Annotated in this window: 21 protein-coding genes and 3 pseudogenes; 5 read left to right on the plus strand and 19 right to left on the minus strand. The window is 70.1% G+C overall.

Going from position 1 to position 23,360, the window contains the following annotated elements; translation table 11 throughout:
- Window positions 1-168: 168 nt before the first annotated feature.
- The 6 genes and pseudogenes from AB0P24_RS20445 to AB0P24_RS20470 form a co-directional block, all read right to left on the minus strand.
- Window positions 169-1,809, minus strand: a complete 1,641-nt coding sequence (locus AB0P24_RS20445) for a beta-N-acetylhexosaminidase (protein ID WP_365795892.1) — start codon at window positions 1,807-1,809, stop codon at window positions 169-171.
- 1 nt (window position 1,810) lies between these two features.
- Window positions 1,811-2,654: pseudogene (locus AB0P24_RS20450) on the minus strand (carbohydrate ABC transporter permease).
- A gap of 5 nt (window positions 2,655-2,659) precedes the next feature.
- Window positions 2,660-2,767 (minus strand): annotated as a pseudogene (locus AB0P24_RS20455) (sugar ABC transporter permease); the annotation flags it as partial.
- Between the two features lies 1 nt (window position 2,768).
- Window positions 2,769-3,097 (minus strand): annotated as a pseudogene (locus AB0P24_RS20460) (ABC transporter substrate-binding protein); the annotation flags it as partial.
- A gap of 263 nt (window positions 3,098-3,360) precedes the next feature.
- Window positions 3,361-3,639 (minus strand): DUF3039 domain-containing protein, encoded by a 279-nt coding sequence (locus AB0P24_RS20465; RefSeq protein ID WP_362586261.1) that lies wholly within the window; start codon window positions 3,637-3,639, stop codon window positions 3,361-3,363.
- Window positions 3,640-3,691: 52 nt separating this feature from the next.
- Entirely contained in the window at window positions 3,692-4,264 is a 573-nt protein-coding gene (locus AB0P24_RS20470; protein WP_365795895.1) for a YqgE/AlgH family protein, read from the minus strand.
- A gap of 308 nt (window positions 4,265-4,572) precedes the next feature.
- Here AB0P24_RS20470 and murA point away from each other — a divergent pair, with 308 nt between their 5' ends.
- Complete coding sequence (gene murA / locus AB0P24_RS20475; protein ID WP_365795897.1) at window positions 4,573-5,913, plus strand: UDP-N-acetylglucosamine 1-carboxyvinyltransferase; 1,341 nt, start codon at window positions 4,573-4,575, stop codon at window positions 5,911-5,913.
- Between the two features lie 294 nt (window positions 5,914-6,207).
- On the opposite strand, the gene AB0P24_RS20480 is transcribed toward murA, so the two are convergent.
- From AB0P24_RS20480 to AB0P24_RS20505, 6 genes are all read right to left on the minus strand, one after another.
- Window positions 6,208-6,489 carry an HU family DNA-binding protein gene (locus tag AB0P24_RS20480; protein WP_089106629.1) on the minus strand — a complete coding sequence of 94 codons (282 nt, stop codon included), beginning with the start codon at window positions 6,487-6,489 and terminating at the stop codon, window positions 6,208-6,210.
- A gap of 272 nt (window positions 6,490-6,761) precedes the next feature.
- Window positions 6,762-8,165, minus strand: a complete 1,404-nt coding sequence (locus tag AB0P24_RS20485) for an NAD-dependent malic enzyme (RefSeq protein WP_365795900.1) — start codon at window positions 8,163-8,165, stop codon at window positions 6,762-6,764.
- 360 nt (window positions 8,166-8,525) lie between these two features.
- Entirely contained in the window at window positions 8,526-10,901 is a 2,376-nt protein-coding gene (locus AB0P24_RS20490; RefSeq protein ID WP_365795902.1) for a UvrD-helicase domain-containing protein, read from the minus strand.
- A gap of 60 nt (window positions 10,902-10,961) precedes the next feature.
- Window positions 10,962-11,732, minus strand: coding sequence for a zf-HC2 domain-containing protein (locus tag AB0P24_RS20495; RefSeq protein ID WP_365795904.1), 771 nt, complete (start codon window positions 11,730-11,732; stop codon window positions 10,962-10,964).
- A gap of 47 nt (window positions 11,733-11,779) precedes the next feature.
- Entirely contained in the window at window positions 11,780-12,301 is a 522-nt protein-coding gene (locus AB0P24_RS20500) for a sigma-70 family RNA polymerase sigma factor (protein WP_010039908.1), read from the minus strand.
- 353 nt (window positions 12,302-12,654) lie between these two features.
- Window positions 12,655-13,251, minus strand: a complete 597-nt coding sequence (locus tag AB0P24_RS20505) for a CGNR zinc finger domain-containing protein (RefSeq protein WP_365795906.1) — start codon at window positions 13,249-13,251, stop codon at window positions 12,655-12,657.
- An 820-nt stretch (window positions 13,252-14,071) separates the two neighbouring features.
- Between AB0P24_RS20505 and AB0P24_RS20510 the strand changes: the two genes are divergently transcribed.
- Window positions 14,072-14,785 (plus strand): VIT family protein, encoded by a 714-nt coding sequence (locus AB0P24_RS20510; protein ID WP_365795908.1) that lies wholly within the window; start codon window positions 14,072-14,074, stop codon window positions 14,783-14,785.
- Between the two features lie 86 nt (window positions 14,786-14,871).
- Here AB0P24_RS20510 and AB0P24_RS20515 read toward each other — a convergent pair whose 3' ends face one another.
- Window positions 14,872-15,843, minus strand: coding sequence for a ferritin family protein (locus AB0P24_RS20515; RefSeq protein WP_365795910.1), 972 nt, complete (start codon window positions 15,841-15,843; stop codon window positions 14,872-14,874).
- Window positions 15,844-16,326: 483 nt separating this feature from the next.
- On the opposite strand from AB0P24_RS20515, the gene AB0P24_RS20520 reads away from it, so the two are divergent.
- Window positions 16,327-16,470 carry a hypothetical protein gene (locus AB0P24_RS20520; RefSeq protein WP_365795912.1) on the plus strand — a complete coding sequence of 48 codons (144 nt, stop codon included), beginning with the start codon at window positions 16,327-16,329 and terminating at the stop codon, window positions 16,468-16,470.
- 31 nt (window positions 16,471-16,501) lie between these two features.
- Here AB0P24_RS20520 and AB0P24_RS20525 read toward each other — a convergent pair whose 3' ends face one another.
- The 4 genes from AB0P24_RS20525 to AB0P24_RS20540 form a co-directional block, all read right to left on the minus strand.
- A complete protein-coding gene (locus tag AB0P24_RS20525; protein WP_365795914.1) occupies window positions 16,502-17,665 on the minus strand; it encodes a uroporphyrinogen-III synthase in 1,164 nt (387 codons plus the stop codon).
- Between the two features lie 88 nt (window positions 17,666-17,753).
- Complete coding sequence (locus AB0P24_RS20530) at window positions 17,754-19,121, minus strand: nitrate/nitrite transporter (protein ID WP_365795917.1); 1,368 nt, start codon at window positions 19,119-19,121, stop codon at window positions 17,754-17,756.
- A gap of 156 nt (window positions 19,122-19,277) precedes the next feature.
- Window positions 19,278-20,216, minus strand: coding sequence for a hypothetical protein (locus AB0P24_RS20535; RefSeq protein WP_365795919.1), 939 nt, complete (start codon window positions 20,214-20,216; stop codon window positions 19,278-19,280).
- A 118-nt stretch (window positions 20,217-20,334) separates the two neighbouring features.
- Window positions 20,335-20,784, minus strand: a complete 450-nt coding sequence (locus tag AB0P24_RS20540) for an ATP-binding protein (RefSeq protein ID WP_181801528.1) — start codon at window positions 20,782-20,784, stop codon at window positions 20,335-20,337.
- Between the two features lie 221 nt (window positions 20,785-21,005).
- On the opposite strand from AB0P24_RS20540, the gene AB0P24_RS20545 reads away from it, so the two are divergent.
- Both AB0P24_RS20545 and AB0P24_RS20550 read left to right on the plus strand, forming a co-directional pair.
- Window positions 21,006-21,857 (plus strand): helix-turn-helix transcriptional regulator, encoded by an 852-nt coding sequence (locus AB0P24_RS20545; protein WP_365795921.1) that lies wholly within the window; start codon window positions 21,006-21,008, stop codon window positions 21,855-21,857.
- Window positions 21,858-21,868: 11 nt separating this feature from the next.
- Complete coding sequence (locus AB0P24_RS20550) at window positions 21,869-22,054, plus strand: DUF397 domain-containing protein (RefSeq protein ID WP_365795923.1); 186 nt, start codon at window positions 21,869-21,871, stop codon at window positions 22,052-22,054.
- Window positions 22,055-22,161: 107 nt separating this feature from the next.
- On the opposite strand, the gene AB0P24_RS20555 is transcribed toward AB0P24_RS20550, so the two are convergent.
- Window positions 22,162-22,833, minus strand: a complete 672-nt coding sequence (locus tag AB0P24_RS20555; RefSeq protein WP_365795925.1) for a hypothetical protein — start codon at window positions 22,831-22,833, stop codon at window positions 22,162-22,164.
- Between the two features lie 64 nt (window positions 22,834-22,897).
- Entirely contained in the window at window positions 22,898-23,353 is a 456-nt protein-coding gene (locus AB0P24_RS20560; protein ID WP_365795927.1) for a hypothetical protein, read from the minus strand.
- Between the last annotated feature and the right edge of the window lie 7 nt (window positions 23,354-23,360).

A 23,360-nucleotide genomic window follows, 5' to 3' on the forward strand; every position in this document is an offset into this window, starting at 1 on the left:
GGTAGGAGGCATTCGCCCACCTCACCGGCGGCTTGATCCGTTTTCTTCCGGCATCACCGGTGCGCGGCGATTGACACTCTTCGGTGACCCTTGGGGTCTTTTTCCATTACGCGTTCGGAGCGGGGAGAACACCCGGGTGGGACCGGAGGCGGGGGCTGGAGGCGGGGGCTAGCGGTTCGGGGGCGGGCCGTCGAGGGGGCGGCCGGGGACGCCGGGGCGCCGCTGCCAGGGCAGGGGGCCGGACGGCGGCCGGTAGGCGACCCCCAGGGCGTCGAGCCGCCGGTAGTGCGCGGTCATGCGGCGCTCGAAGTCGGCGAAGTCCCGGTCGGCCGGGGCCGGAAGGGCGCTCCAGGCGACCTCGGCGAAGGCGGCGAGCCGGGGAAAGGCCTGGTAGTCCACGCGCGCCTGGTCCTCCATCACCTCGGTCCAGACGTTGGCCTGGGTGCCCAGGATCCGCCGCGCCTCGGATTCGTCCAGCCCCGCTGGAACGGGTTCGAACCGGTACACGTCCTCCAGGGTGCGGACGTACCCGATCGGCACCGGCTCGTCGGCGCCGTCGGCCTGACGGTGGTCCAGGTACACGTGCTGCTCGGGGCACATGACGACGTCGTGCCCGGCCCGCGCGGCCGCGATCCCGCCGCCGTAGCCGCGCCACGACGAGACGGCCGCGCCCTCCGCGATCCCGCCCTCCAGGATCTCGTCCCAGCCGATGAGCCGACGCCCGCGCGCGGAAAGCCACTTCGCGAAGTGCCCGATGAACCAGGATTGCAGCGCGTCCTCGTCGGCGAGCCCGAGTTCCTTGATGCGCGCCTGTGCGGCGGGCGAGACCCGCCACTGGTCCTTCAGGCATTCGTCGCCGCCGACGTGAATGAACTCCGACGGGAAGAGACCGAGCACTTCCTCGAACACCCCCTCGTAGAAGCGCAGGGTGTTGTCGGTGGGGGCGAGTACGTTCGGAGAGATCCCCCAGGAGTCCCAGACGGAGAGGGCGGTGCCCCCTGTGACGGATGCGGTGATGACGTCGGTGTTGCCGAGTTCCGGATACGCGGCGATGGCGGCCTGCGAGTGTCCCGGCACGTCGATTTCGGGGACGACCGTGATATGCCGCTCGGCCGCGTAGGCGACGATCTCCCGGATGTCGTCCTGGGTGTAGAAGCCACCGTGCGGCTTCTCCTCCCACAGCGGTGAGGCCCGGTGACCGAATTTCGTGCGGGGCCGCCAGGAGCCGACCTCGGTGAGCCGGGGGTAGCGCTCGATCCGGACGCGCCAGCCCTGGTCGTCCGTCAGGTGGAAGTGGAAGACGTTGAGTTTGTGCGCCGCCATGAGGTCGAGGTAGCGCAGGACGCCTTCCTTCGGCATGAAGTGCCGGGCCACGTCGAGCATGAGGCCGCGCCAGGGGAATCGGGGGGAGTCCTCGATCGTCAGGTGCGGCACGGCCCAGGTACGGTCGCGGTCGACCGGAGCCCTGCGGTACGCGTCGGGGCCGAGGAGCTGCCGCAGGGTCTGCGCACCCCAGAAAACCCCGGCCGCGCTGCCGCCCTCGACGAGGACGCCGCTCCCGTCGCTGACGAGCCGGTACTCCTCGGGGCCGAGCCCGGGGTCGAGCCGGAGCCCGATGCCGTCGCCGTCGGTGCCGTCGGGTGCCCGCCCCTCGCGCAGCGGCAGGCCGGTGGCCTCCCGGAGGACCGTGCGCAGCCAGTGCCCGACGCCCTCCGTCGCCGGGCCCGCGGAGAGCTGTGAGTGTGCCGTCAGCCGTACTTCGCCGGAATCGGCGAGGACGCCGCGAGGCCTCGGAATCAGTTCAGTCATGTCAGTCCTTGACCGCTCCGCCCAGTCCCGAGACCAGGCGTCGCTGCACGAGTACGAAGAACACCAGTACCGGAATCGTCATCACCGTGGAGGCCGCCGTCACCCCGCCCCAGTCGGGGTCGTCCGGCTTGAAGAACACCAGCAGCGCCATCGGCAGCGTGGACTTCGAAGTGGCGCTGATGATGAAGGACTTGGCGAACAGGAAGTCGTTCCAGGCGGAGATGAAGGAAAACACGCTCTTGGCCACCGGGCCCGGCAGGACGAGCGGGAAAAGGATCTGCCAGAGAAAGCGAGCGGCTCGCCCCGTCGATGTACGCGGCCTCCTCCAGCGCCTGAGGGACCCCTTTCACGAACCCCCGCAGCATCCAGATCGCGAAGGGCAGCGAGAAGGCGATGTGAGGCAGGATCAGCGAGCCCAGCGTGTTCAGCAGACCGAAGCCCCGCATCTGGAAGAAGAGGGGGATGGCGAGGGCCTCCACGGGCACCGTCCGGGCCACCGGAAACATGATCAACAAGGTGGTCCGGAAGCGGAACCGGAATCGGGTCACGGCGGTCGCGGCGAGAAAGGCGATCAGCCCAGAGACGAGGACCACACTGCCCGCGACGATCAGACTGCTGACGAAGTGACGGCCGAATTCCTGCTGCCCGAACACCCGCCGGAAGGAGTCCAGAGAGGGCGAGAGAGTCCACGGCCTGGGCCGGCCCGACCCGATCCCCCCGGCCGGTTCGAAGGCTCCCAGCACCATCCGGTACAGCGGAAAGGCGACGAGTACGGCGATCACCAGCGCCGCCCCCTCGGCGGCCGTCCGCCCCGGCCGCCGCGCGAACCCGCGCACAAGATTCACGACGGTCACAGCTCCTCCCCCTGCCGGCGCAGCAGCCGCGGGTAGACCAGGGTGACGGCGAGCAGGACCAGCAGCGTGACGACACCGATGGCGGCGCCCGGCCCGTACCGCGAGGGAGGTCAGTTTCGCCATCAGGTCGACGGCCAGGGTCCGGTGCGTCGTGCTCCTGAGCACCCCGATGTCGTTGCCGCCCGCGAAGGCCTGCGCGATCGAGCCGGCCGTGGCCCCCGGCGGCGGGACCACCGCGTACTCGCCCTTGACGCTCCCCGCCTCCACGGCCGCATGGCCGGGCAGTTGTCGTCGCCGAAGAGGGACGTGTGCGCCTTGATGCCCTTCCGGGCGGCCGCGCTGTCGATCGCGGAGGTGTACGCCCCGCCCTTGACGGTGGCCAGTTCGCCGCCGCCGGCCCAGATGAAGGGCATCGCGCCGTAGGTGTAGGCGCCGACGAGGAGTGCGGGGACGGGGAGCTTCATGAGGTGACCCTCCGGGAGCGCGCTCAAACATGGCTCGTTGCAACATGTGCAACGACTGTTTCGCTCTGCACAACACCACGGAGGCTAGGGACAACATGAACACGGCGACAAGAGGTCTCAACCACTCTGTGACCGCCTGACGCACTCCGTGCAACGCGCGGGCACGGCAAAGGCCCCGAAGCACGCCAAAGCGCGCCCGGGGCCTCAGAGAGCCGAGCTGTCGGACCAGCGGGTTACTTGTCCTGACCCTCGCCGTCGCCGCCGCTGCCCATGGATTCGTAGATCTCCTTGCACATGGGGCACACGGGGTACTTCTTCGGGTCGCGGCCGGGCACCCACACCTTGCCGCACAGCGCCACGACGGGGGTGCCGTCGAGGGCGCTCGCCATGATCTTGTCCTTCTGGACGTAATGGGCGAAGCGCTCGTGGTCGCCGTCGCCGTGGGACACCTGCGGCGTCGGCTCTACGAGGGTCCCCGTACCAGTCCCGCGCTCGGGCTCAAGAGTGCTCATAAACGCCAAGGGTACTGAAGCGCCCCGGCAACGGTTGAGAGAAGGGCCGCCGTCAGTTGAGCGAGGGGTCGTCCGGGTAGGTGGCCACCATCGCCAGTTCGTTGCGCTGGCGGCGCAGCACCTCGCGCCAGAGCCTTTCGGGGGCCGGGGAGGAGACGTCCCCGGGTTCGGACTCGACGACGTACCAGGCACCCTCGGCCAGTTCGTCCTCCAGTTGGCCGGGGCCCCATCCGGCGTAACCGGCGAAGATCCGGAGCGAACCGAGCGCCGAGGCGAGCAGTTCCGGCGGGGCCTCCAGGTCGACCAGGCCGATCGCGCCGTGCACCCGGCGCCAGCCGAGCGGGGCGCGGTCGCCGTTCCCCCCGCCGGGGATGACCGCGACGCCGAGCGCGGAGTCCAGGGACACCGGCCCGCCCTGGAAGACGACCCCCGGCTCGCCGGCGAGGGAGGCCCAGCCCTCCAGGATGTCACCGACGTCCACCGGGGTGGGCCGGTTGAGGACGACACCGAGGGAGCCCTCCTCGTCGTGGTCGAGAAGGAGCACCACCGCACGGTCGAAGTTCGGGTCCGCCAGGGCGGGCGTGGCCACGAGCAGCCGCCCTGTGAGCGAGGACACCTCGGTCATGCCAGACATGATCCCGCATCTTCCCGTCGCATGGGGAGCCAATCCGGGCCCGGGAGTGAATGCGGCCACGAATGGGAGGGGCGCCCTGGTGAGGCCTCGTCCGAGGGGGGTGGCGGGAGACGGGAGGGCGCAAGGAGGCGTCCCCGGGCGCACGGTCACCGACGGTGACCCCATGTGTCCGATTAGGCACCGTTCGTGTTGTGACACAGCTATGACGTTGCTGGGTGGTCCTTGGGCCTACGGGAGGGGGCCGATGGGCGATTACTCTGTCTCTCCGGCCCTGCCCAACTCCATGGAACGCGAGATTCATGACCGTCAACGACGATGTCCTGCTTGTCCACGGCGGCACCCCGCTGGAGGGCGAGATCCGTGTCCGCGGTGCGAAGAACCTCGTGCCGAAGGCCATGGTGGCCGCCCTCCTGGGCAGTGCGCCCAGTCGGCTGCGCAACGTTCCGGACATCCGTGACGTGCGGGTGGTGCGCGGCCTGCTGCAGTTGCACGGGGTGACGGTACGTCCGGGCGAGGAACCCGGTGAGCTGGTGCTCGATCCGACGTACGTGGAGAGCGCGAACGTCGCTGACATCGATGCCCACGCGGGTTCCAGCCGGATCCCCATCCTCTTCTGCGGCCCTCTGCTGCACCGCCTGGGACATGCGTTCATCCCGGGCCTGGGCGGCTGCGACATCGGCGGCCGGCCGATCGACTTCCACTTCGACGTGCTGCGGCAGTTCGGTGCGACCATCGAGAAGCGCGCGGACGGCCAGTACCTGGAGGCGCCGAAGGGGCTGCGCGGCACGAAGATCCGGCTGCCGTACCCGTCGGTCGGCGCGACCGAGCAGGTGCTGCTGACGGCCGTACTCGCCGAGGGCGTCACGGAGTTGTCCAACGCGGCCGTCGAGCCGGAGATCGAGGACCTGATCTGCGTTCTGCAGAAAATGGGCGCGATCATCGCGATGGACACCGACCGCACGATCCGCATCACCGGGGTGGACAAGCTCGGCGGCTACACCCACCGCGCCCTGGCGGACCGGCTGGAGGCCGCGTCCTGGGCGTCGGCGGCGCTGGCGACCGAGGGCGACATCTACGTCCGCGGCGCCCAGCAGCGCTCGATGATGACGTTCCTGAACACCTACCGGAAGGTGGGCGGTGCCTTCGAGATCGACGACGAGGGCATCCGCTTCTGGCACCCGGGCGGCCAGCTGAAGTCCATCGCGCTGGAGACGGACGTGCACCCGGGCTTCCAGACCGACTGGCAGCAGCCGCTGGTCGTCGCCCTGACCCAGGCGACGGGCCTCTCGATCGTGCACGAGACGGTCTACGAGTCCCGTCTCGGCTTCACCTCCGCGCTGAACCAGATGGGTGCTCACATCCAGCTCTACCGCGAGTGCCTGGGCGGCTCGGCCTGCCGCTTCGGCCAGCGCAACTTCCTGCACTCCGCGGTCGTCTCCGGGCCGACGAAGCTCCAGGGCGCCGATCTCGTCATCCCCGACCTCCGCGGCGGCTTCTCCTATCTGATCGCCGCGCTCGCGGCCCAGGGCACCTCCCGGGTCCACGGCATCGACCTCATCAACCGCGGCTACGAGAACTTCATGGAGAAGCTCATGGAACTCGGCGCGAAGGTCGAACTGCCGGGCAAGGCGCTCGGCTGACAGCCGCCACCCGGCCCCGGCCCGGAGCAACGCCCTCCGGCCGGGGGTCCGGGGGGGGCAGTCCAGAGAGCTCGGCGCGACGGTGGAACCGCCGGGCAAGGCGCTCGGCTGACGCCTGCGGGAGCCGGTACGACGATGGGGCGGCCCCTGGTGGAGGGGCCGCCCCATCGTCGTTGTTCAAAGCGCCCCGTCAGGGGGCGGGGCCGGAACTGGCTCTGCGGCCACCGCCACGTGGGCGCGACCAGCCACGGCGGGCCCCCGGTCACCCACGGCGCTCAAGCGAAGCGCCTCGGCTCACTTGCCCTTCGCGGATTCCTTCAGCTTCGAGCCCGCGGAGACCTTCACGCTGTACCCGGCCGGGATGTTGATCGGCTCGCCGGTCTGGGGGTTGCGCGCGGTACGAGCGGCACGGTGGGTGCGCTCGAAGGTCAGGAAGCCGGGGATGGTGACCTTCTCGTCGCCCTTGGAGACGATGTCGCCGACGACGTCGGCGAAAGCGGCCAGCACGGCGTCGGCGTCCTTGCGAGTCACCTCGGCACGGTCGGCCAGCGCGGCCACCAGCTCACTGCGGTTCATGTTGTTACTCCCGTGTTCTTCTTGCCATTGAGGCGTGCCACGCGGCGGAGCCGCATGTTGGGCCGGGACGCATCCTGCCCCCACCTGCGGCGGGAACGCCAATCCAGGTGCCGCCCATACCCTACGGCTGGGCCGAAGGGGGGGTTTCACGACGCGCCGGTTACATGGCGTGGCAAGTTTCACAAACGTTTCCCTGGGGGCTGCTGCCCCCAGACCCCGGCGTCATGCGTGGACGGCGCGCTTCCGGGACAGCCCCGCGCCCCTGAAAGCCTTCAGGCGCCCTTCGCCGCTTCCCGTACCGCGCCCGCCACCGCTCCCGCGACCTTCTCGTTGAAGACGCTCGGGATGATGTAGTTCGGGTTCAGCTCGTCCTCCGTGACCACGTCGGCGAGGGCCTTCGCGGCCGCGAGCATCATGTCGGTGTTCACCGTACGGGACTGGGCGTCCAGGAGGCCGCGGAAGACACCCGGGAACACCAGTACGTTGTTGATCTGGTTCGGGAAGTCGGAGCGGCCGGTGGCCACCACGGCGGCCGTCTGGCGGGCGATCGCGGGGTCCACCTCGGGGTCCGGATTCGCGAGTGCGAACACGATCGCGCCCTCGGCCATGGCCGCGACGTCCTCGCCGTCGAGGAGGTTCGGGGCGGAGACGCCGATGAAGACGTCGGCGCCGCGCACGGCCTCCTTGAGGGTGCCGGTCAGGTTCTCGGGGTTGGTGTTGTCGGCGATCCAGCACAGCGGCGAGTCGGCGGGGGCGCCCACCAGATCCTCGCGGGCGGAGTGCACGACACCGCGGATGTCGGCGACGACGGCGTTCTTCAAGCCGGCCGCGATCAGCAGCTTGAGGATGGCCGTACCGGCCGCGCCAGCGCCGGACATGACGACCCGGATGTTCTCAATCGCCTTGCCGGTGCAGCGAAGTGCGTTCGTCAGGGCGGCGAGGACGACGATCGCGGTGCCGTGCTGGTCGTCGTGGAAGACGGGGATGTCGAGGGCCTCACGCAGCCGCGCCTCGATCTCGAAGCAGCGGGGGGCGGAGATGTCCTCGAGGTTGATGCCGGCGAACCCGGGGGCGATCGCCTTGACGATCTCGACGATCGCGTCGGTGTCCTGGGTGTCCAGGCACAGCGGCCAGGCGTCGATGCCGGCGAACCGCTTGAAGAGGGCCGCCTTGCCCTCCATGACCGGCAGGGCGGCCTTCGGCCCGATGTTGCCGAGGCCCAGGACCGCGGAGCCGTCCGTCACGACCGCAACGGAGTTGCGCTTGATGGTGAGGCGGCGCGCGTCCTCGGGGTTCTCCGCGATCGCCATGCACACGCGGGCGACGCCCGGGGTGTAGATCATGGAGAGGTCGTCACGGTTGCGGATGGGGTGCTTGGACTGCATCTCGATCTTGCCGCCGAGGTGCATGAGGAACGTACGGTCCGAGACCTTGCCGAGGATGACGCCCTCGATGCCGCGCAGCTGCTGGACGATCTGGTCGGCGTGGGCGGTGGAGCTGGCCGCGATGGTGACGTCGATACGGAGCTTCTCGTGGCCGGACGCGGTGACGTCGAGGCCGGTGACCGAGCCTCCGGAGGACTCCACGGCGGTGGTGAGCTGCGAGACGGCGGTTCCGCTCGCGGGCACCTCCAGCCGGATGGTCATCGAGTAGGAGACGCTGGGCGCCGTTGCCATGGCCGACTTCCTTCGTTGTTCACCGTGTCGCGGGTAGTGCCGTCCGATCGTCGCACCTACCCCCCAGTAGGCGTTAGCCGGACCGGGTTTCGTGCGTATTGTTCGCGCGAAAAAGAGGCCCACGTCACAGGGTGACGTGGGCCTCTTCGACGTTCATGACACCGACCCGCCATGCTCGCCTCGCGGCAAGTGGTCGCTCGCAGCGACAAAGGTTGGGCCCGGGGGCTTGGATCGAGCCGGTGTCACGACAAGGCTAACAAACGGATCCCGCTTGGCCATTCCCGTCCGGGGACTTCACAGGAAAACTCCGGCCGAACCAGCCGAACGGGCCTGGCCGGGGGACCTGTCACGCTCCCTCCGTCAGTCCCTGAGCAGGTCCGGGACCCCCGCGTCGTCCGGTACGTCCCGCTCCCCCGAGACCACCGTCAGCTGCTGCGTCGCCCGGGTGAGGGCCACGTACAGCACGCGCAGCCCGGCCGGGGACTCGTCGGCGATCTCCGCGGGCGAGACGACGACCGTGGCGTCGTACTCCAGGCCCTTGGCCTCCAGGCTGCCGAGCGCCACCACCCGGTCGCCGAGCCCGGCGAGCCAGCGGGCGGCCTCGGCGCGCCGGTCCATGGCGACGACCACGCCGACCGTGCCGTCGACCAGGTCCAGCAACCGCTCGGCCTCGGTTCGTACGGTCTTCTCGAGCGAGTCGTGCCCCGCGGGGCCGGGTCCGCCCTCCGTTGTCACAAAACTGTCCGCCGTCACAAGACCGCCCGTCGTCACAAAGCGCGGCCGGACGCCGGTGGAGCGGACGGCCGAGGGGGACGTGGAGCCGGGCATGGCGAGGGCCAGGACCTTCGCGGCCAGCTCGGCGATCTCGGCGGGGTTGCGGTAGTTCACCGTGAGCTCGAAGCGGCGGCGCGGGCGGCTGCCCAGGGCCTCGTCGCGGGCCTCGGCCGCCTCGTCCGGGTCGGACCAGGAGGACTGGGCGGGGTCGCCGACGACCGTCCAGGTGGCGTGCCGGCCGCGGCGGCCGACCATCCGCCACTGCATCGGGGTGAGGTCCTGCGCCTCGTCGACGATGACGTGGGCGTACTCCACCCGCTCCTGGGCGAGCCGTTCGGCGCGCTCGCGCTGCGTCTCCTCGCGCACCGGCATCAGCTCCTCCAGGCCGGTGAGCTGGTCCAGCGGGTGGGCCTCGCGCTTCTTCCGGGGGCGGGCGGGGGTGCCGAGGACGGCCTGGAGTTCGTCGAGCATGGCGATGTCGTGCACGGTGTGGCCGTCCCGCTTCAGGGAGCGGGCCACCCGGCGGATCTCGCCGGGGTTGAGGATGCGGCGGGCCCAGCGGCCGAGGCGTCTCTCGTCGGTCATGGCGGTGAGGACGGCCTGCGGGGTCAGCTCGGGCCACCAGGCGTCGAGGAACTCGATGAAGGAGTCCTCGGTGACGATGTCCTCGTCGAAGGAGGAGCGCAGTTCGGCGGCGAGCTCCGGGTCGGTGTGCCGGCCGGCCGCGCCGGAGCGGGCCCACAGGGCGTCCAGGAGCAGCTTGCGGGCGCGGGGGCGGAGCAGGTTGACCGGGGCCGTGCCGCCCAGCGCGTTGTGCCTGATGCGGTCGAGTTCCTCGGCCTCCAGCTCAAGGCGGCGGTTGAAGGCGACGACCCTGAGCCGGGTCGGTGAACCGTTCAGCTCCAGGGCTCCGCGGGCGGCCTTGCGCAGCACCCTCAGCATCCGGGAGGAGCCCTTGGCGCGGGCGGTGGCCGGCGTGTCGTACAGGGTGGCCTCGGCGCCCTCGACCAGGGAGCCGATGGCGCGGATGGCGACCTGGCCCTCCTCGCCGAGGGACGGCAGCACGCCCTCGGTGTACGCGACCAGCAGCGGGGTCGGGGAGACGATCAGGATGCCGCCCGCGTACCGGCGCCGGTCCTGGTAGAGCAGGTAGGCGGCGCGGTGCAGGGCGACGGCCGTCTTGCCGGTTCCCGGGCCGCCCTCGACGTAGGTCACGGAGGCGGCGGGGGCGCGGATGACCAGGTCCTGCTCGGCCTGGATGGAGGCGACGATGTCCCGCATGGTGTGGCTGCGGGCCTGGCCGAGGGCGGCCATCAGGGCGCCGTCGCCGATGACGGGCAGCGTGCCGCCGTCCAGGAAGGCGGTCAGCTCGGGGCGCATCAGGTCGTCCTCGACACCGAGGACCCGGCGGCCCTTGGAGCGGATCACCCGGCGTCGTACGACACGCCCGGGATCCACCGGAGTGGACCTGTAGAAGGGCGCCGCGGCCGGGGCGCGCCAGTCGATGACCAGCGGCGAGTAGTCCTGGTCGAGGACGCCGATGCGGCCGATGTGCAGGGTCTCGGCGATGTCGGCGGTGTTGTCGGCGCGCACCGCGCCCTCGGCGGGTTCCACGGCGGTGTAGGCGCCGTCGGGCCCCTTCTTGCCGTCCTTGCCCTGGAGCAGGTCGATACGGCCGAAGAGGAAGTCCTCGAACTCGTTGTTGAGCCGGTTCAGGTGGATGCCCGCCCGGAAGACCTGCGCGTCCCGCTCGGCGAGGGCGCCGGGGGTGCCTACCTGACCGCGCTTGGCCGCGTCGTTCATCAGGAACTCCGCCTCGTGGATCTTCTCCTCAAGGCGGCGGTACACCCGGTCGAGGTGTTCCTGTTCGACGCTGATCTCACGGTCCCGAACGGAATCCTGGACGGAGTCCTGTCGCGAACCGTGAGAGCCGACCGCGGATTGCTGAGCCTGAGCGGCCACCGGGCCCCCTTCTGACGTGCTGGGCAGCCGTCAACCGTACGCGAAGGGGGCCCGCCGAAGCTACGCGCTGACCGAGACGAGCTTCTTGCCGCTGAAAGTCATGACCTCGAAGTGGTCGATCTCGTTGGGCGTGAAAGCGGCGCCGCCGTTGACGTAGAGCGGCTGCTTGGCCTTCTCCGTCGTGGCGTCGGGGAGGCCGTAGCCCCAGTTCGGGACGGACCACGAGGACACCGTCTCGCGCTCGCCGTTCTTGCCGACGGCGATGAGCGAGCACTTCTCCGGTCCGGCGACGTTCTTGAGCTGGAGGACCGCGTGGGTGCCCCAGTCCTTCTTCTCGACGGCGACGGTCGCGGTGACGTGGGTCGTCGGGTCCGTGGCCGACTTCTTGTCGGTCATGGTCTGGAAGGCCGCCTGGGCCGGGGCCGCGGCCGTGGTCGTGCCGCTGTCCGAGCCGCCGCCCAGCGCCACGCCGGCCGCCGAGCCGCCGGCGATCAGCACGATGGAGGCCGCCAGCGCGAAGATGTTCCGCCGGCTGCGGACCTTCCGCTTCTCGGAGACCTCGACGACGAGCTTCTCGACCATCCGCGGGCTGGGCCTGGCGGACAGCGACTCGCCGATGGACGGGGTACTTCCGGAACCCGGCAGATCCGCCAGGGCCGCGAGCATGGGCTCCATTCCGGCCAGCTCGTCGAGCTGCTGGGCGCACCATTCGCACCCGGCCAGATGAGCCTCGAAAGCGGTTGCCTCGGCGTCGTCGAGAATCCCGAGCGCATACGCGCCGACAGTCTCGTGCTCATTGGGCACCGGAGATTCCTGCATGGCCCCAGACATACCCGAACCACCTGTGCCGAATCCGCCGTGCCCCCCGTACACACTCATCACGCCGTCACCCCCCGCTCCTCCAGTGCCAGCTTCATCGACCTGAGGGCATAGAACACCCGCGAACGGACGGTGCCGCTGGGTATACCCAGCGTTTCGGCCGCCTCGTTGACGGTACGCCCCTTGAAGTACGTCTCGACGAGCACCTCCCGGTGGGCCGGGGTCAGGTCGTCGAGCGCGTCAGACAGCGTCATCAGCCACAGCGCCTTGTCGATCTCGTCCTCCGCGGGGATGACCTCCAGCGGCGACGGATCGACCTCCTGCGGCCGGGCCTGCCGGCTGCGGTGACCGTCGATGACGATGCGGCGAGCGACCGTCACCAGCCAGGGGCGTACCGATCCGGTAGCTCGATTGAGCTGTCCGGCGTTCTTCCAGGCACGGATGAGTGTCTCTTGCACGACGTCCTCGGCGCGTTGCCGATCACCGGCGACCAGCCGAAGGACATACGCAAGGAGAGGTCCGGCGTGCTCACGGTAGAGAGCACGCATCAGCTCCTCATCAGGCTCCGAGGGCTGGGACATGCGATGTCGGGCCCTCGATCCACGTTCATTGGCCACGGCCGCATCCTTGCGCACGCCCACCTCCGGTGTCCGGGGGTTCCCCCAGTCGGTCGCTCCCCCACCGGTACGGAAGTGACTCGCGGGGTGTTCAACAAGACCTCACATTTTTCTTCGAGGTGACATGACGAGCGGGACATGCCCCCACATTCCCACCGCGTGATCTTTACATTTCCGACACAACGTCGAAGGCGGCCGAGCTGCCCGAACTCGCCCGCCGCCAAACGGAGTGTTGTCGAAATCACCTTCACGGAGCTCCGGTGAAGATCCGACAGAAGCCCCGAATGGGACGCGAGTTGGGTGCGGCGTGACGGCGGTCACGCGCGGGCGAGCGCGGCCCGGCGCCGGTGCCGGGCCACCCGCTCACGGTTCCCGCAGACCTCGCTGGAGCACCAGCGGCGCCGGCGGCCCCGGGAGGTGTCCAGATACACGAGGCGGCAGTTGTCGCCCTCGCACTCCCTGATCGCCGCCCGCGCGACGGGATCGGTGAGCAGCTCCACGGCGTCCCGGGCGACGGCGGCGAGCAGCGCGGCGCACTCCGGCGGACCGGCCAACTCCCGCACCAGGAGACCGTCGTCACCGGGCACGGCGCGCGGGGCCGGGGGCGCGGCGGCGCGGGCGAGGTCGTTGACGCGGGCGAGATCGCGGTCGTACGGCCCGATCCCCGGCGTGTTCCGGCCCCGCACCAACTGCCCGACATGGCCGCGCAGGTCACGGAATCCGGCCAGCCAGCCGGCGTCGGCGTCGGCCAGCGGGGTGCCGGGCGGGACGAGTCCGGAGCCGGTGATCCAGGCCCGCAACGCCGCGAGCCCGTCGAGCCGTTCGCCGGGATGCGTGGTCGCGAGCAGATCCAGGCAGATCCGCCCGGCGTCGAAGCGCGGCTCGTACGGGGCCGCGGCCGTACCCAGTGCCATGTGCCTGTCACCGCCTAGGACGGGGGAACCGTTCTGTTCACAGTGCCCGGTGCGGCGCGCGGCCGGAAGTCCTCGTACCGGTGTTCCGCGGGGTTCCCGTGCCAGAACGTCGTACGACGCCCAGCCGGTCCGCTCGTCCCCCGGTGCGGGAGAAGATCTCGGCCCCCCTCGCCGGGCCTGTCGTCGACGCGGAACGCCTCGGCGAGCCGCGCGTGCTCCACATCTTCGAGCGCTTCGCGGAACCCCGGCTGCCGTGACCGAGCGCTGGTCCGAGGGGTCCTCTGCTCCCCTTGCACGGCCCCCTTGACCACAGCGGCTTCGTGTCGCACACGCGCTCAGACACCAGCGGCCCCGGCCCGTGTCTTCGGTCGCCGGTTCAGGCGGAGTCGGGGCCACTCGGCCCAAGCGATCGGCCCCGGCATGTGAGCACGATGGACGTGACCACCGAATCGGCTGGAAAGCGACCTGGCACGGGAGCGGAATCAGATGAGTACGGCGACGTGTACCGGGGTGCGGCGGGTTCTGTGATCGCTGACTGCCTAGTGCGGGGTCCGGGGCGGGCCACGCCGGCGGAGCCCGGGTCCGCAGCGGTGGTACCCGGCCCCGGCCTGCCGGACATGGACGGCGCGCAGGCCTGTCGTCACGTCCGGCAGCGGTCGGGCGCGGCGAATCGCCGTTGCCGGAGCACGGCGAGGAGGTCGCCCGGACGGTCCCCGACGAGGGGCCGGGCCTTGTCCCTGAAGGGGAAACGTTCCGACCGGGCAACCGGCCGGCTTCCTGTCTCCACTGATCTTGACCGACCGATAGAAACGCGAAACCGATGACCTTCTTCGACATGCTCAACCCCCACCGGGAAAGCCACGCCGCCGGCCGGGCCGGGTGGCTGCGGGCCGCCGTGCTCGGCGCCAACGACGGCCTGGTCTCCATTGCCAGCCTGATGGTGGGCCTGGCCACGAGCGGAGCGGGCACCTCCACTGTCGTCACGGGCGGTCTGGCGGGCCTGTCCGCCGGTGCGATGGCGATGGCCGCCGGCGAGTACGTCTCCGTCAGCTCCCAGGTCGACGTCGAGACCGCCGACCTCGCGAAGGAGGCCCGCGAGCTCGCCGAATTCCCCGAGGCCGAGCTCACCGAGCTCACCGGCATCTACGAGAGCCGGGGCGTGCCGCCGGAGCTCGCCCGGCAGGTCGCCGAGGCGCTGCACGAGGCCGACCCGCTCAAGGCTCATCTGCGCGACGAGCTGGGCCACAGCGAGCACACCGCGGCCAACCCCCTCCAGGCCTCCCTCGCGTCGGCCGCCAGTTTCCTCGGCGGCGGGCTCGTGCCCTTCCTCGGCCTTCTCGCCGGGACCACCACCGCACGCCTGTGGCTGATCGTCGCGGTCACCCTCTGCGGCCTTGCCCTGGCAGGGGTGCTCGCCGCCCGCGCCGCCGGAACCGCCGTCCTTCGTCCGGCGCTGCGCGTGGTCATCGGCGGCGGACTCGCCATGGCCATCACGGCGGCCGTCGGCCAACTCGCCCACGTGTCCGGCGTCTGAGCACGCCGGTGGCAGATCACGGCGGGCCTCCCGCGGGGAGACCCTCAAGGCCGTGACAGATGGCGGGATGTGTCCGTGGGGGTGTGTCAGTGGAGGCGGTTGAGCATCTCCCGGAAGGCCTTGGCGTGTCCGGCTTCGTCGGCGGCGTTGTCGCGGAACAGGCGGGCGGCCTGGTGGTCGCCGACGGCGTCGGCACGGCGAGCGAAGGTGGGGTACATGACCTCGGCCTCGTAGCGTTCACCGGCGATGGTCTTGGTCAGGTTGGCCCGGGTGGTGCCGACCAGGCCGTACAGAACGGCTTCGCCGGCGAAGTGCTCGTGAAACTCGACTTGGGCGATGCCCTGGAACAGGCGGGCCAGAGCAGGGCGGTGGTGGGCGGCGGCGTGGTCGGCGTAGAGGGTGTAGCGGGCGCGGGCGAGGGCTTCGCCGTGCATGGCGGTGTCGAGGTTGGCCAGGGTGCGGGCGGAGTGGACCTTCCGGCCGCCGGCGGGGACCTGGACGGCGTCGACGGACGGCGGGGCGGGGATCTGGCCGCGGCCGGTCTCGACGACTTTCAGGGCCGCTCGGAACGCCGCCAGGTGGCGTGCCTCGTCCTTGCCGATCTCGGCGAACAGCGCGGCGGCGTTGGCGTCGCCGTCGGCCGCGGCCTGCCGGGCGAAGGTGGGATACATGGTGGTCGTCTCATAGGTCTCGCCGGCGATGGCGGCGCGCAGGTTGGCCGCGTCGCTGCCGACCACTCCGGCAAGGGCCGCCTCCTCACGGAAGTGCTCGTTGAGTTCCACCGATGCCGTCTTGCGGTAGAGCCCTGCGGCGCCAGGAAGTTTCTCGCGGTCGGCTTGGGCGGCGTAGAAGGTGTAGGCGACGCTGGCGTACGCCTCGCCGTGCATGGCGGTGTCGAGGTCGGCCAGTGTCTGGCGGTGGAGTGCGGCCGTGGCGGCGCTGCGGGACACGCCGTCGGCCGGTACGGACAGCGCGGTGGCGGAGGGGCAGGTGAGCACCGCGGCGGCGACAGCGGTGGACAGGCACGCCAGAGCGGCCCGGGTGGCGAAGCGTCTCATGGTCTTCCTTTGTTGACGGTCGCGGAACTCCCCCCGCGGAGTCGACCTCACCACCCCCGGGGGCGGCCTGCGAGCGGGAATGGGCCGGCCGCCCGATCGCCGCGGCGGCAGTTCACCCGACCGATCATCCCGACCGGTGCAGGTGGGTGAAGAGGCCAGTCGGATCCGCCCGTCGTGGCGGATGGGGCTCGTTGCGGCCGAGCAGGCGGTGCCCGCCGTGGCGGCTTGCGAATCGCTGCGGCCGAGCAGGTGAGGCCCGCTCCAGCGGCTTGCGGATCGCTGCGGCCGAGCAGGTGAGGCCCGCTCCAGCGGCTTGCGGATCGCTGCGGCCGAGCAGGTGAGGCCCGCTGTGGCGTGGCAGGAGCAGCCGAAGCGCCAGAAGCCGGATCAGCTTGTCGAAGACGGTGGTCCGGTCGCTGATCCGCGGGCGGCGGCAGCGTTGACGGCCGCGACCGGCACGGTCGCCTCACCGCGGGCGGTGCGGTGGACCGCGGTGCCCTCGACGGCGCTTCCTGCCAGGAGGCCGGGCCCAAGGGGAACGTCGCGCATGTCCCCGGCGGAGCCTTCCTGGACGTGATCGTCCCGCGGCATGAGTGCCTGTACGTCCATCAGGCGACGTACCTGTGACAAGGGCCGGCCGACAGTCCCGGCCGACGCCTCACACGTCCGCGTACTTCGTGTCCGCCGCCGGGTCCAGCGCCAGCCGGTAGCCCCGCTTGACGACGGTCTGGATCAGCTTCGGCGCGCCCAGGGCCGTACGCAGGCGGGCCATCGCCGTCTCCACGGCGTGTTCGTCGCGTCCGGCGCCCGGCAGCGCGCGCAGCAGTTCCGCGCGGGCGACCACCCAGCCCGGACGGCGGGACAGCGCGCGCAGCAGGGACATCCCGGCCGGCGGTACCGGCTTCAGCGCGCCGTCGACGAGGACCGCGTGGCCCCGGATCTCGACGCGATGGCCGGCGATGGGCAACGCCCGCGCCCGGGACGGGAGTTCCTGGCAGAGCAGCTGGACGAGGGGGCCGAGCCGGAAGCGTTCCGGCTGGATGGTGTCGACGCCGAGGGCCTGGAGCGGCAGGGCCGTGACCGGTCCGACGCAGGCGGGGACGACGTCGTGGCCGAGGGCGGCGAGCAGGTCGCCGAGCAGCCCGCGGTGCTCGGCGCGGGAGATCAGCGAGGCGGCGGCGGGCGCGCTGGTGAAGGTGAGCGCGTCGACCGAGCGGGAGACCACCGCGTCGAGCAGCCGGTCCACCGGCCCCAGGTCCTCCGGCGGCATCCACCGGTACACCGGCACCGGCACCACCTCCGCGCCCGCCGCCCGCAGCGACTCCACGAACCCCGGCAGCGGCTCCCCGTGCAGCTGTACGGCGATCCGGCGGCCGTCGACGCCCTCCTCCAGGAGCCGGTCGAGCACCTCGGCCATGGACTCGGAGGACGGCGACCACTCCTCGGTCAGCCCGGCGGCCCGGATGGCCCCCTTCACCTTGGGACCGCGGGCCAGCAGCTCCACGTCCCGCAGCCGCCCGAGCAACTGCTCGCCGAAGCCCCAGCCGTCGGCGGCCTCGACCCACCCCCGGAAGCCGATCGCGGTGGTCGCCACCACGATGTCCGGCGCCTGGTCGATGATCTCCTTCGTGGCGGCGAGCAGTTCGCCGTCGTCTGCGAGCGGCACGATGCGCAGGGCGGGGGCGTGCAGCACGGCGGCACCTCGCCGCTGCAGCAGGGCCCCGAGCTCGTCGGCGCGGCGCGCGGCCGTGACTCCCACGGTGAACCCCGCGAGAGGACCGTGCTGACCGGCCTCCGGCCGCTGCTGCTGTTCCTCGTCCATGGCTGCTCTCCTAGCTGACCCGCATGCCGAACGAGCCTGTCAACGGCGCGTGACAGGCTCGGTTCGGGTTCATGTCACCAGTGTTACGTCACACCTCGGCGTAGCTGAGCTGCGCCTTTGCCTCGGTGGCGGTCGCGGACCGCTGCTGCTCGGCCGGCCGGCGAAGGTATACGGCCCAGGTGATGGCGAAGCAGAGGCCGTAGTAGGCCAGGAAGGCGACGAACGCGCCGGTTCCGGAGCCGTAGGAGAGGAAGGACTGCCGGAAGGCGAGGTTGATTCCGACGCCGCCGAGCGCGCCGACCGCGCCGATGAGGCCCATGGAGGCACCCGAGAGCCGGCGCCCGTACTTGACCGCCTCCTCACCTTCCAGCCCCCTCGCGAGGGCCTTGGTGTGGAAGATGCCGGGGATCATCTTGAACGTCGAGCCGTTGCCGATACCGGTGAGCGCGAACAGGACGACGAAGGCGATGACGAACAGGGGCAGCGACTTCTGCATGCTGGCGACGACCAGGACGGCGGTGGCGGCGGCCATGGCGACGTAGTTGTACAGAGTGATCTTCGAGCCGCCGTACTTGTCGGCGAGCCAGCCGCCCACGGGACGGATCAGGGAGCCGAGCAGCGGGCCCATGAAGGTGAGGTAGGTCGCCTGCAGCGGCGTACGGCCGAACTGGTTGGTGAGCACCTGCCCGAAGGCGAAGCTGTAGCCGATGAACGACCCGAACGTCCCGATGTAGAGCAGGGACATGATCCAGGTGTGGGCGTCCTTCGCGGCGTCCTTGGCGGCGCCGGTGTCGTTCTTGACGTTCTCGATGTTGTCCATGAAGAGCGCGGCGCAGACGGCGGCGACGACGATCAGCGGGATGTAGATCCCGAGCAGCACGCGCGGGCCGCCGCTGGCCCCGATGACCGCGAGGGCCACGAGCTGGATCGCGGCGACACCGACGTTGCCGCCGCCCGCGTTCAGCCCGAGGGCCCACCCCTTCTTCTTCAGCGGGAAGAAGGCGTTGATGTTGGTCATGGAGGAGGCGAAGTTGCCGCCGCCGATACCCGCGAGGAGCCCGATCCACAGGAACGTGCCGAACGAGGTCCCCGGCTTCATCACCGCGAACGCGGCGATGGTCGGGATGAGGAGGAGGCTGGCCGAGATGATCGTCCAGTTCCGCCCGCCGAAGATCGCGACGGCGAAGGTGTAGGGGACGCGGACGACGGCGCCGAGCAGCGTCACCATCGACGTCAGCAGGAACTTGTCGGCCGGGGTGAGCCCGTACTCCGGGCCCATGAAGAGCACCAGCACGGACCACAGCGTCCAGATCGAGAACCCGATGTGCTCGGAGAGCACGGAGAAGTACAGATTGCGTCGTGCGACCTTCTCCCCGGTCTCTTTCCAGAAGGTCTCGTCCTCCGGATCCCACTCCTGGATCCAGTGACTGCGTGAGGTAGGGGCTGGGGCTGTCATGACGCCTCCACGGTGCTCCGCGTGCTCGGTCTGCTACGAGTGACTGAGCCGAAGGTAGGGAGGCGTCGTTTCCACGCTGTGGCTGTGGGTGACCGGAAGGGAACGTTGCTCTCACCCTGAGGCGAGGCCCGGTGAGAGGTCGGGGGCGGGGGTGGGTCAGCGGGAGGGGTACGGGGGCTGCGGGGGCTGCTGGTGGTAGGGGCCGGGGGCGTAGGGGCCGGGGGGCTGCTGGGGCGGGGCGTACGGCCCGGCGGGCTGGGCGTAGGGGCCGGGGGTGTGGGGCGGGGGCGGCTGCTGACCGTAACCGGCGGGGGCGGCGGGGGGTTGACCGCCGTAGGGGCCGTGACCGCTCTGGCCGCCGTACGGGGTGTGGGGGCCGTAGGGGCCGGGCTGGTACTGGGGCTGGGGGTGGGGGTGGGGCTGCGGGGGCTGGTACTGGGGATGTTGCACCGACCCCTGTTGCATTGGTCCCTGTTGCATTGGTCCCTGTTGCATGGGCATGGGCGTGCCGGGCGGCAGATACCGCACCCGCCCGCTCTGTTCCGTCACCGGCACGAACCCGGCGGCCCGGAGCCGCTGCGCGAACTTGGCGTTGCGCCCGCGCGTGACGAAGAAACCGAGCCCCATGACCGCCATGGCGATGACCCACACCACCCCGGCGATGACGACGGGGCCCGCGCCCCCGCCGTTGCGCACAGCGGCGAAGACCAGCCCGAGGGTGATGGCACCGGCCGAGATCGCCAACCGCTTCTCGGCGTTCTTACCGGTGAGGTCGAACTGGATGCGGGCCCTGAGCAGCTCGACGGCGTCGGGGACGAGGGGCGGGAGCGAGACACCGTCGGCCGCGTTCGGGTACTGCGCCCAGTTCTGCGCGGCCCGAGCCCGGCCCTGCGGGCTGTGGTCGGGCACGATGAGGAGCTTGAGCACGTTGTTGCGGGAGCCGGCGTACCGGGCGTCGGCGTACTCGTACCCGAACTGCTGGGCGACGAAGGCGAGTCGGGCGAGCTTCTTCACGGAGCCCCAGGCGTTGGTGAGCTCGACGGGCTCACCGCCGGCCATCAACTGGAACATCTTCCTTGCCTGCCGCGCGCTCATCGCATCCGCTCCCCGTCGGCTGAGCCACTCTTTTCACTTCTGCAACCCAGGAAGTGTTCCATGCGGCATGCACCGGGAGAACGGCCACCGGGTGGATTGACCGGAGCTTGACCTGCCGTCAGCACTCGCCGACCTCGAACCACAGCAGCTTCCCGGCACCGCGGTCGAGCGGACCGCCGTCTCCGACGGGCAGGCCGCCCCACGAGTCCGCGTACTCCTGCACGAGCCGCAGCCCGCGCCCCCGCTCGGCTTCCGCCGGAACGAACGGCACACGGTCCCAGGGGGGCTTCCCGAAGGGAGCGGGAATACGCGGGTGACTGTCCCAGACCCCGACCCGCAGCCGGCCGTCCGCGAGGGCGGTGAGCCGGAGGGAGGCGGGGCCGCGTGTGTGCCGGTAGGCGTTGGTGACCAGTTCGGACGTCAACAGTTCGACGGTGTCGAGGACTTCGTGCCTGCCATGGCCGCTGAGTGCCGCCCGTACGGTCATGCGTGCGACGCGTGCCGCGCGGGGATCATGGGGCAGGCGAAGGGCGTACACCCAGGTGTCGGGCAGGGATACGGTGTCCACGGGGACCTCCGACGAGAGACGGGACTCGGGTTCGCTCGATGACCGCGCCGGGCGGTGGCTCTGCCATGGGGTGCGCTTCCGGCTTACAGGCGCGGGGTGCTGAGCGACGCAGAACCACCATAGAGCGCCACGATGTAATAATTGACATCACTTAAGGGAAATGCTTGACAATTACTTCCTGTGGGTGATTCACGGGTAACGCGATGACGAGAGAGGGCTCAGTGCCGCCCAGCACCATCCCCACCTTGCGCCAGCAACGTCTCGGCGCCGAGTTGCGCAAGCTCAGGGAGCACTCCGGGCTCACATCCACCGCCGCCGCAGGACTGCTCGGCCTCAAGCAGGCGCAGATCAGCAACATCGAGTCAGGCCGCTACGCCGTGAGCGCTGACCGCGTACGCAGCATGGCCCGTACGTACAGTTGCGCCGACACATCACTGGTCGAAGCCCTCGCCGCGATGACCGGCGGACGCAAACGCGGCTGGTGGGACGAGTACCGGGATCATCTGCCCGCCGGGTTGATCGACCTGGCCGAACTGGAGCACTACGCGACGGAGTTGCGCGTGGCCCTGGTCATCCATATCCCGGCCCTGCTGCAGACGACGGACCACGCCCGCGCACTCTTCCGCGCGGTCTTCCCACCGCTCCAGCAATACGAGATCGAACACCGGCTCTCTCACCGCATCAAGCGCCAGGGCATCCTTCACGGAAACGAGCCCACCCCGTACACGGCCACCATTCACGAGGCAGCGCTCAGAATGGGGTTTGGCGGCCGAGATGTAGCCGCCGCCCAGCTCAAGCACCTCGTCGCCATGAGCGAACTGCCCCACATCACTGTCCGGATCATCCCCTTTGGCAAAGCGAGCTTCCACGGCACAGGCCAGGGCATCGACTATGTCGCGGGGGCGGTGCCCCAACTCGACACAGTGCAACTGGACACCCACCATGGCTGCGAGTTCCTGGACGGTGAAGCGCAGTTGCGCAAGTACCGATCAGTGGTCGACCACATGGAGGCGAGCGCACTGAGCCCCGAAGCATCCCGAGACCTCACCCACCGCATCGCCCAGGAACTCTGAGGAACCCCGTCATGCCCAAACTCATCTGGCAGAAATCCAGCTACAGCGGTGACGCTTCCAACTGCGTCGAAGTAGCCACCGCCCCGTCCACCATCCACATCCGCGACTCGAAGCACACCACCGGCCCCCACCTCACCGTCACACCCTCGGCCTGGGCCGACTTCGTCTCTCTCGCGGTACGGCCCCGCTCACAATGACCGCAGGAGAACGGACATCCACGTCTGGATCGAGTGCCGCACCTGGCGGGATGGCCTGAACCGCGACGAGACGACGTGGTCCCCAGCCCTCAGCGTCTCGATCCTCACTACGGCTGACACTGAGCCGCCCCCCTGGTGGAAATGATCTGTGATGTCTGCCAGACACCGTCGGAGTTCTTGTCGAGCCTGGTGTTGTACGTGACGTAGCTGTCCTTGGTGACGGGTGTCCTGTTGATTTTGTTGGTCTTCTTGTCCTTGCTGAAGCCCTTGCTCTCGTCGCCGCAGTACGTGAGGATGGCCGCCGTCTTGCTCGTGAGCGTCACCTTGCGGTCGTAATACCGGACAACGCCGGTGATCGTGACGTCGGCCTTCTTGAACTGAGCGACCCAGGACAGCGAGGCCTCAAGGGCTTTGCCCGTGGTGTAGTAACCCATTCCCTCGCCCTTGGGATCCGTCCCGGCGATGGCGGCGTCAACCGCCCGCGTCATCTCCGCGCCGTCGGCGAGCACCGCGTCCTTGACCGCATCCCCGGTTCGACCACCCTCGAAGGTCAACGTCACGTCCGACGGCAACGTGATCCTCGGGCGACCGCCGGACGAGGCCGAGCCAGACGCACTCGGCGAGGCCGACACAGACGCCCCGGTCGTTGTGGGCGCGGACGAGGCCTTGTCCGCGGCCTGCGCTCCGCCGTCGCCGTCGCCCCCGCCGCATCCCGTGAGGAGGAGTACGGAGGTCAGACTGACAACGGCCGTCGTGGACAGGCGGGAACGAGGGTTCACGAATGACTCCTGGTGGGGCGGCTGGGATCGGCACACGAGATACCGAGAAAACGCGGCTCGTCGGCTAGCCGACGCAGGCCTTGTCGCCGCGGTGCGAGGTCAGAGCGGTGGTCTGCCACACGCCCGAGTCGTTCTTGTCGACGCGCGTGTTGTACAACACGTACGGGCTCTGGTCCGAGGGCGTCCGGTCGACCTTGCCGGTCTTGCGGTTCTTGTTGAAGCCCTTGCTCTCGTCGGAGCAGTAGAGGACCGTCGCCGTGGTCTTTCCGGAGGCCAGGGTGACCTTGGGGGCGTAGTAGCGGGTGGTGCCCGTGAAGGACAGGCCGGCGTCCAGATACGCCTGGATCCAGGCGACGGCGCCGCTCAACGCCTTGTCCCGGTAGTAGAAGGACAGGCCGGGTGCGCTCGTGTCGCCTCGCAGGATGGCGTCGTTCATCGAGTCGATGCGTGCGGCGACGTCTGCGAGTACGGCGTCCTTCGCGGCATCGCCCGTCCTCCAGCCCGCGTATTCGTCCGTCACATCCGAC

The sequence above is a fragment of the Streptomyces sp. NPDC086519 genome (assembly GCF_040686075.1).
In the GTDB taxonomy this organism is placed as follows: domain Bacteria; phylum Actinomycetota; class Actinomycetes; order Streptomycetales; family Streptomycetaceae; genus Streptomyces; species Streptomyces shenzhenensis.

Bases quoted from the DNA above. Each gene is read 5' to 3' on its own strand.
- AB0P24_RS20505 (WP_365795906.1), bottom strand. From the start codon at position 13,251: ATGGCACTGGGTACGGCCGCGGCCCCGTACGAGCCGCGCTTCGACGCC.
- AB0P24_RS20550 (WP_365795923.1), top strand. From the start codon at position 21,869: ATGCCCAAACTCATCTGGCAGAAATCCAGCTACAGCGGTGACGCTTCC.
- AB0P24_RS20500 (WP_010039908.1), bottom strand. From the start codon at position 12,301: ATGTCCCAGCCCTCGGAGCCTGATGAGGAGCTGATGCGTGCTCTCTAC.
- AB0P24_RS20465 (WP_362586261.1), bottom strand. From the start codon at position 3,639: ATGAGCACTCTTGAGCCCGAGCGCGGGACTGGTACGGGGACCCTCGTA.
- AB0P24_RS20515 (WP_365795910.1), bottom strand. From the start codon at position 15,843: ATGAGACGCTTCGCCACCCGGGCCGCTCTGGCGTGCCTGTCCACCGCT.
- AB0P24_RS20525 (WP_365795914.1), bottom strand. From the start codon at position 17,665: ATGGACGAGGAACAGCAGCAGCGGCCGGAGGCCGGTCAGCACGGTCCT.
- AB0P24_RS20480 (WP_089106629.1), bottom strand. From the start codon at position 6,489: ATGAACCGCAGTGAGCTGGTGGCCGCGCTGGCCGACCGTGCCGAGGTG.
- AB0P24_RS20510 (WP_365795908.1), top strand. From the start codon at position 14,072: ATGACCTTCTTCGACATGCTCAACCCCCACCGGGAAAGCCACGCCGCC.
- AB0P24_RS20470 (WP_365795895.1), bottom strand. From the start codon at position 4,264: ATGACCGAGGTGTCCTCGCTCACAGGGCGGCTGCTCGTGGCCACGCCC.
- AB0P24_RS20445 (WP_365795892.1), bottom strand. From the start codon at position 1,809: ATGACTGAACTGATTCCGAGGCCTCGCGGCGTCCTCGCCGATTCCGGC.
- AB0P24_RS20535 (WP_365795919.1), bottom strand. From the start codon at position 20,216: ATGAGCGCGCGGCAGGCAAGGAAGATGTTCCAGTTGATGGCCGGCGGT.
- murA (WP_365795897.1), top strand. From the start codon at position 4,573: ATGACCGTCAACGACGATGTCCTGCTTGTCCACGGCGGCACCCCGCTG.
- AB0P24_RS20495 (WP_365795904.1), bottom strand. From the start codon at position 11,732: ATGTCTGGGGCCATGCAGGAATCTCCGGTGCCCAATGAGCACGAGACT.
- AB0P24_RS20530 (WP_365795917.1), bottom strand. From the start codon at position 19,121: ATGACAGCCCCAGCCCCTACCTCACGCAGTCACTGGATCCAGGAGTGG.
- AB0P24_RS20485 (WP_365795900.1), bottom strand. From the start codon at position 8,165: ATGGCAACGGCGCCCAGCGTCTCCTACTCGATGACCATCCGGCTGGAG.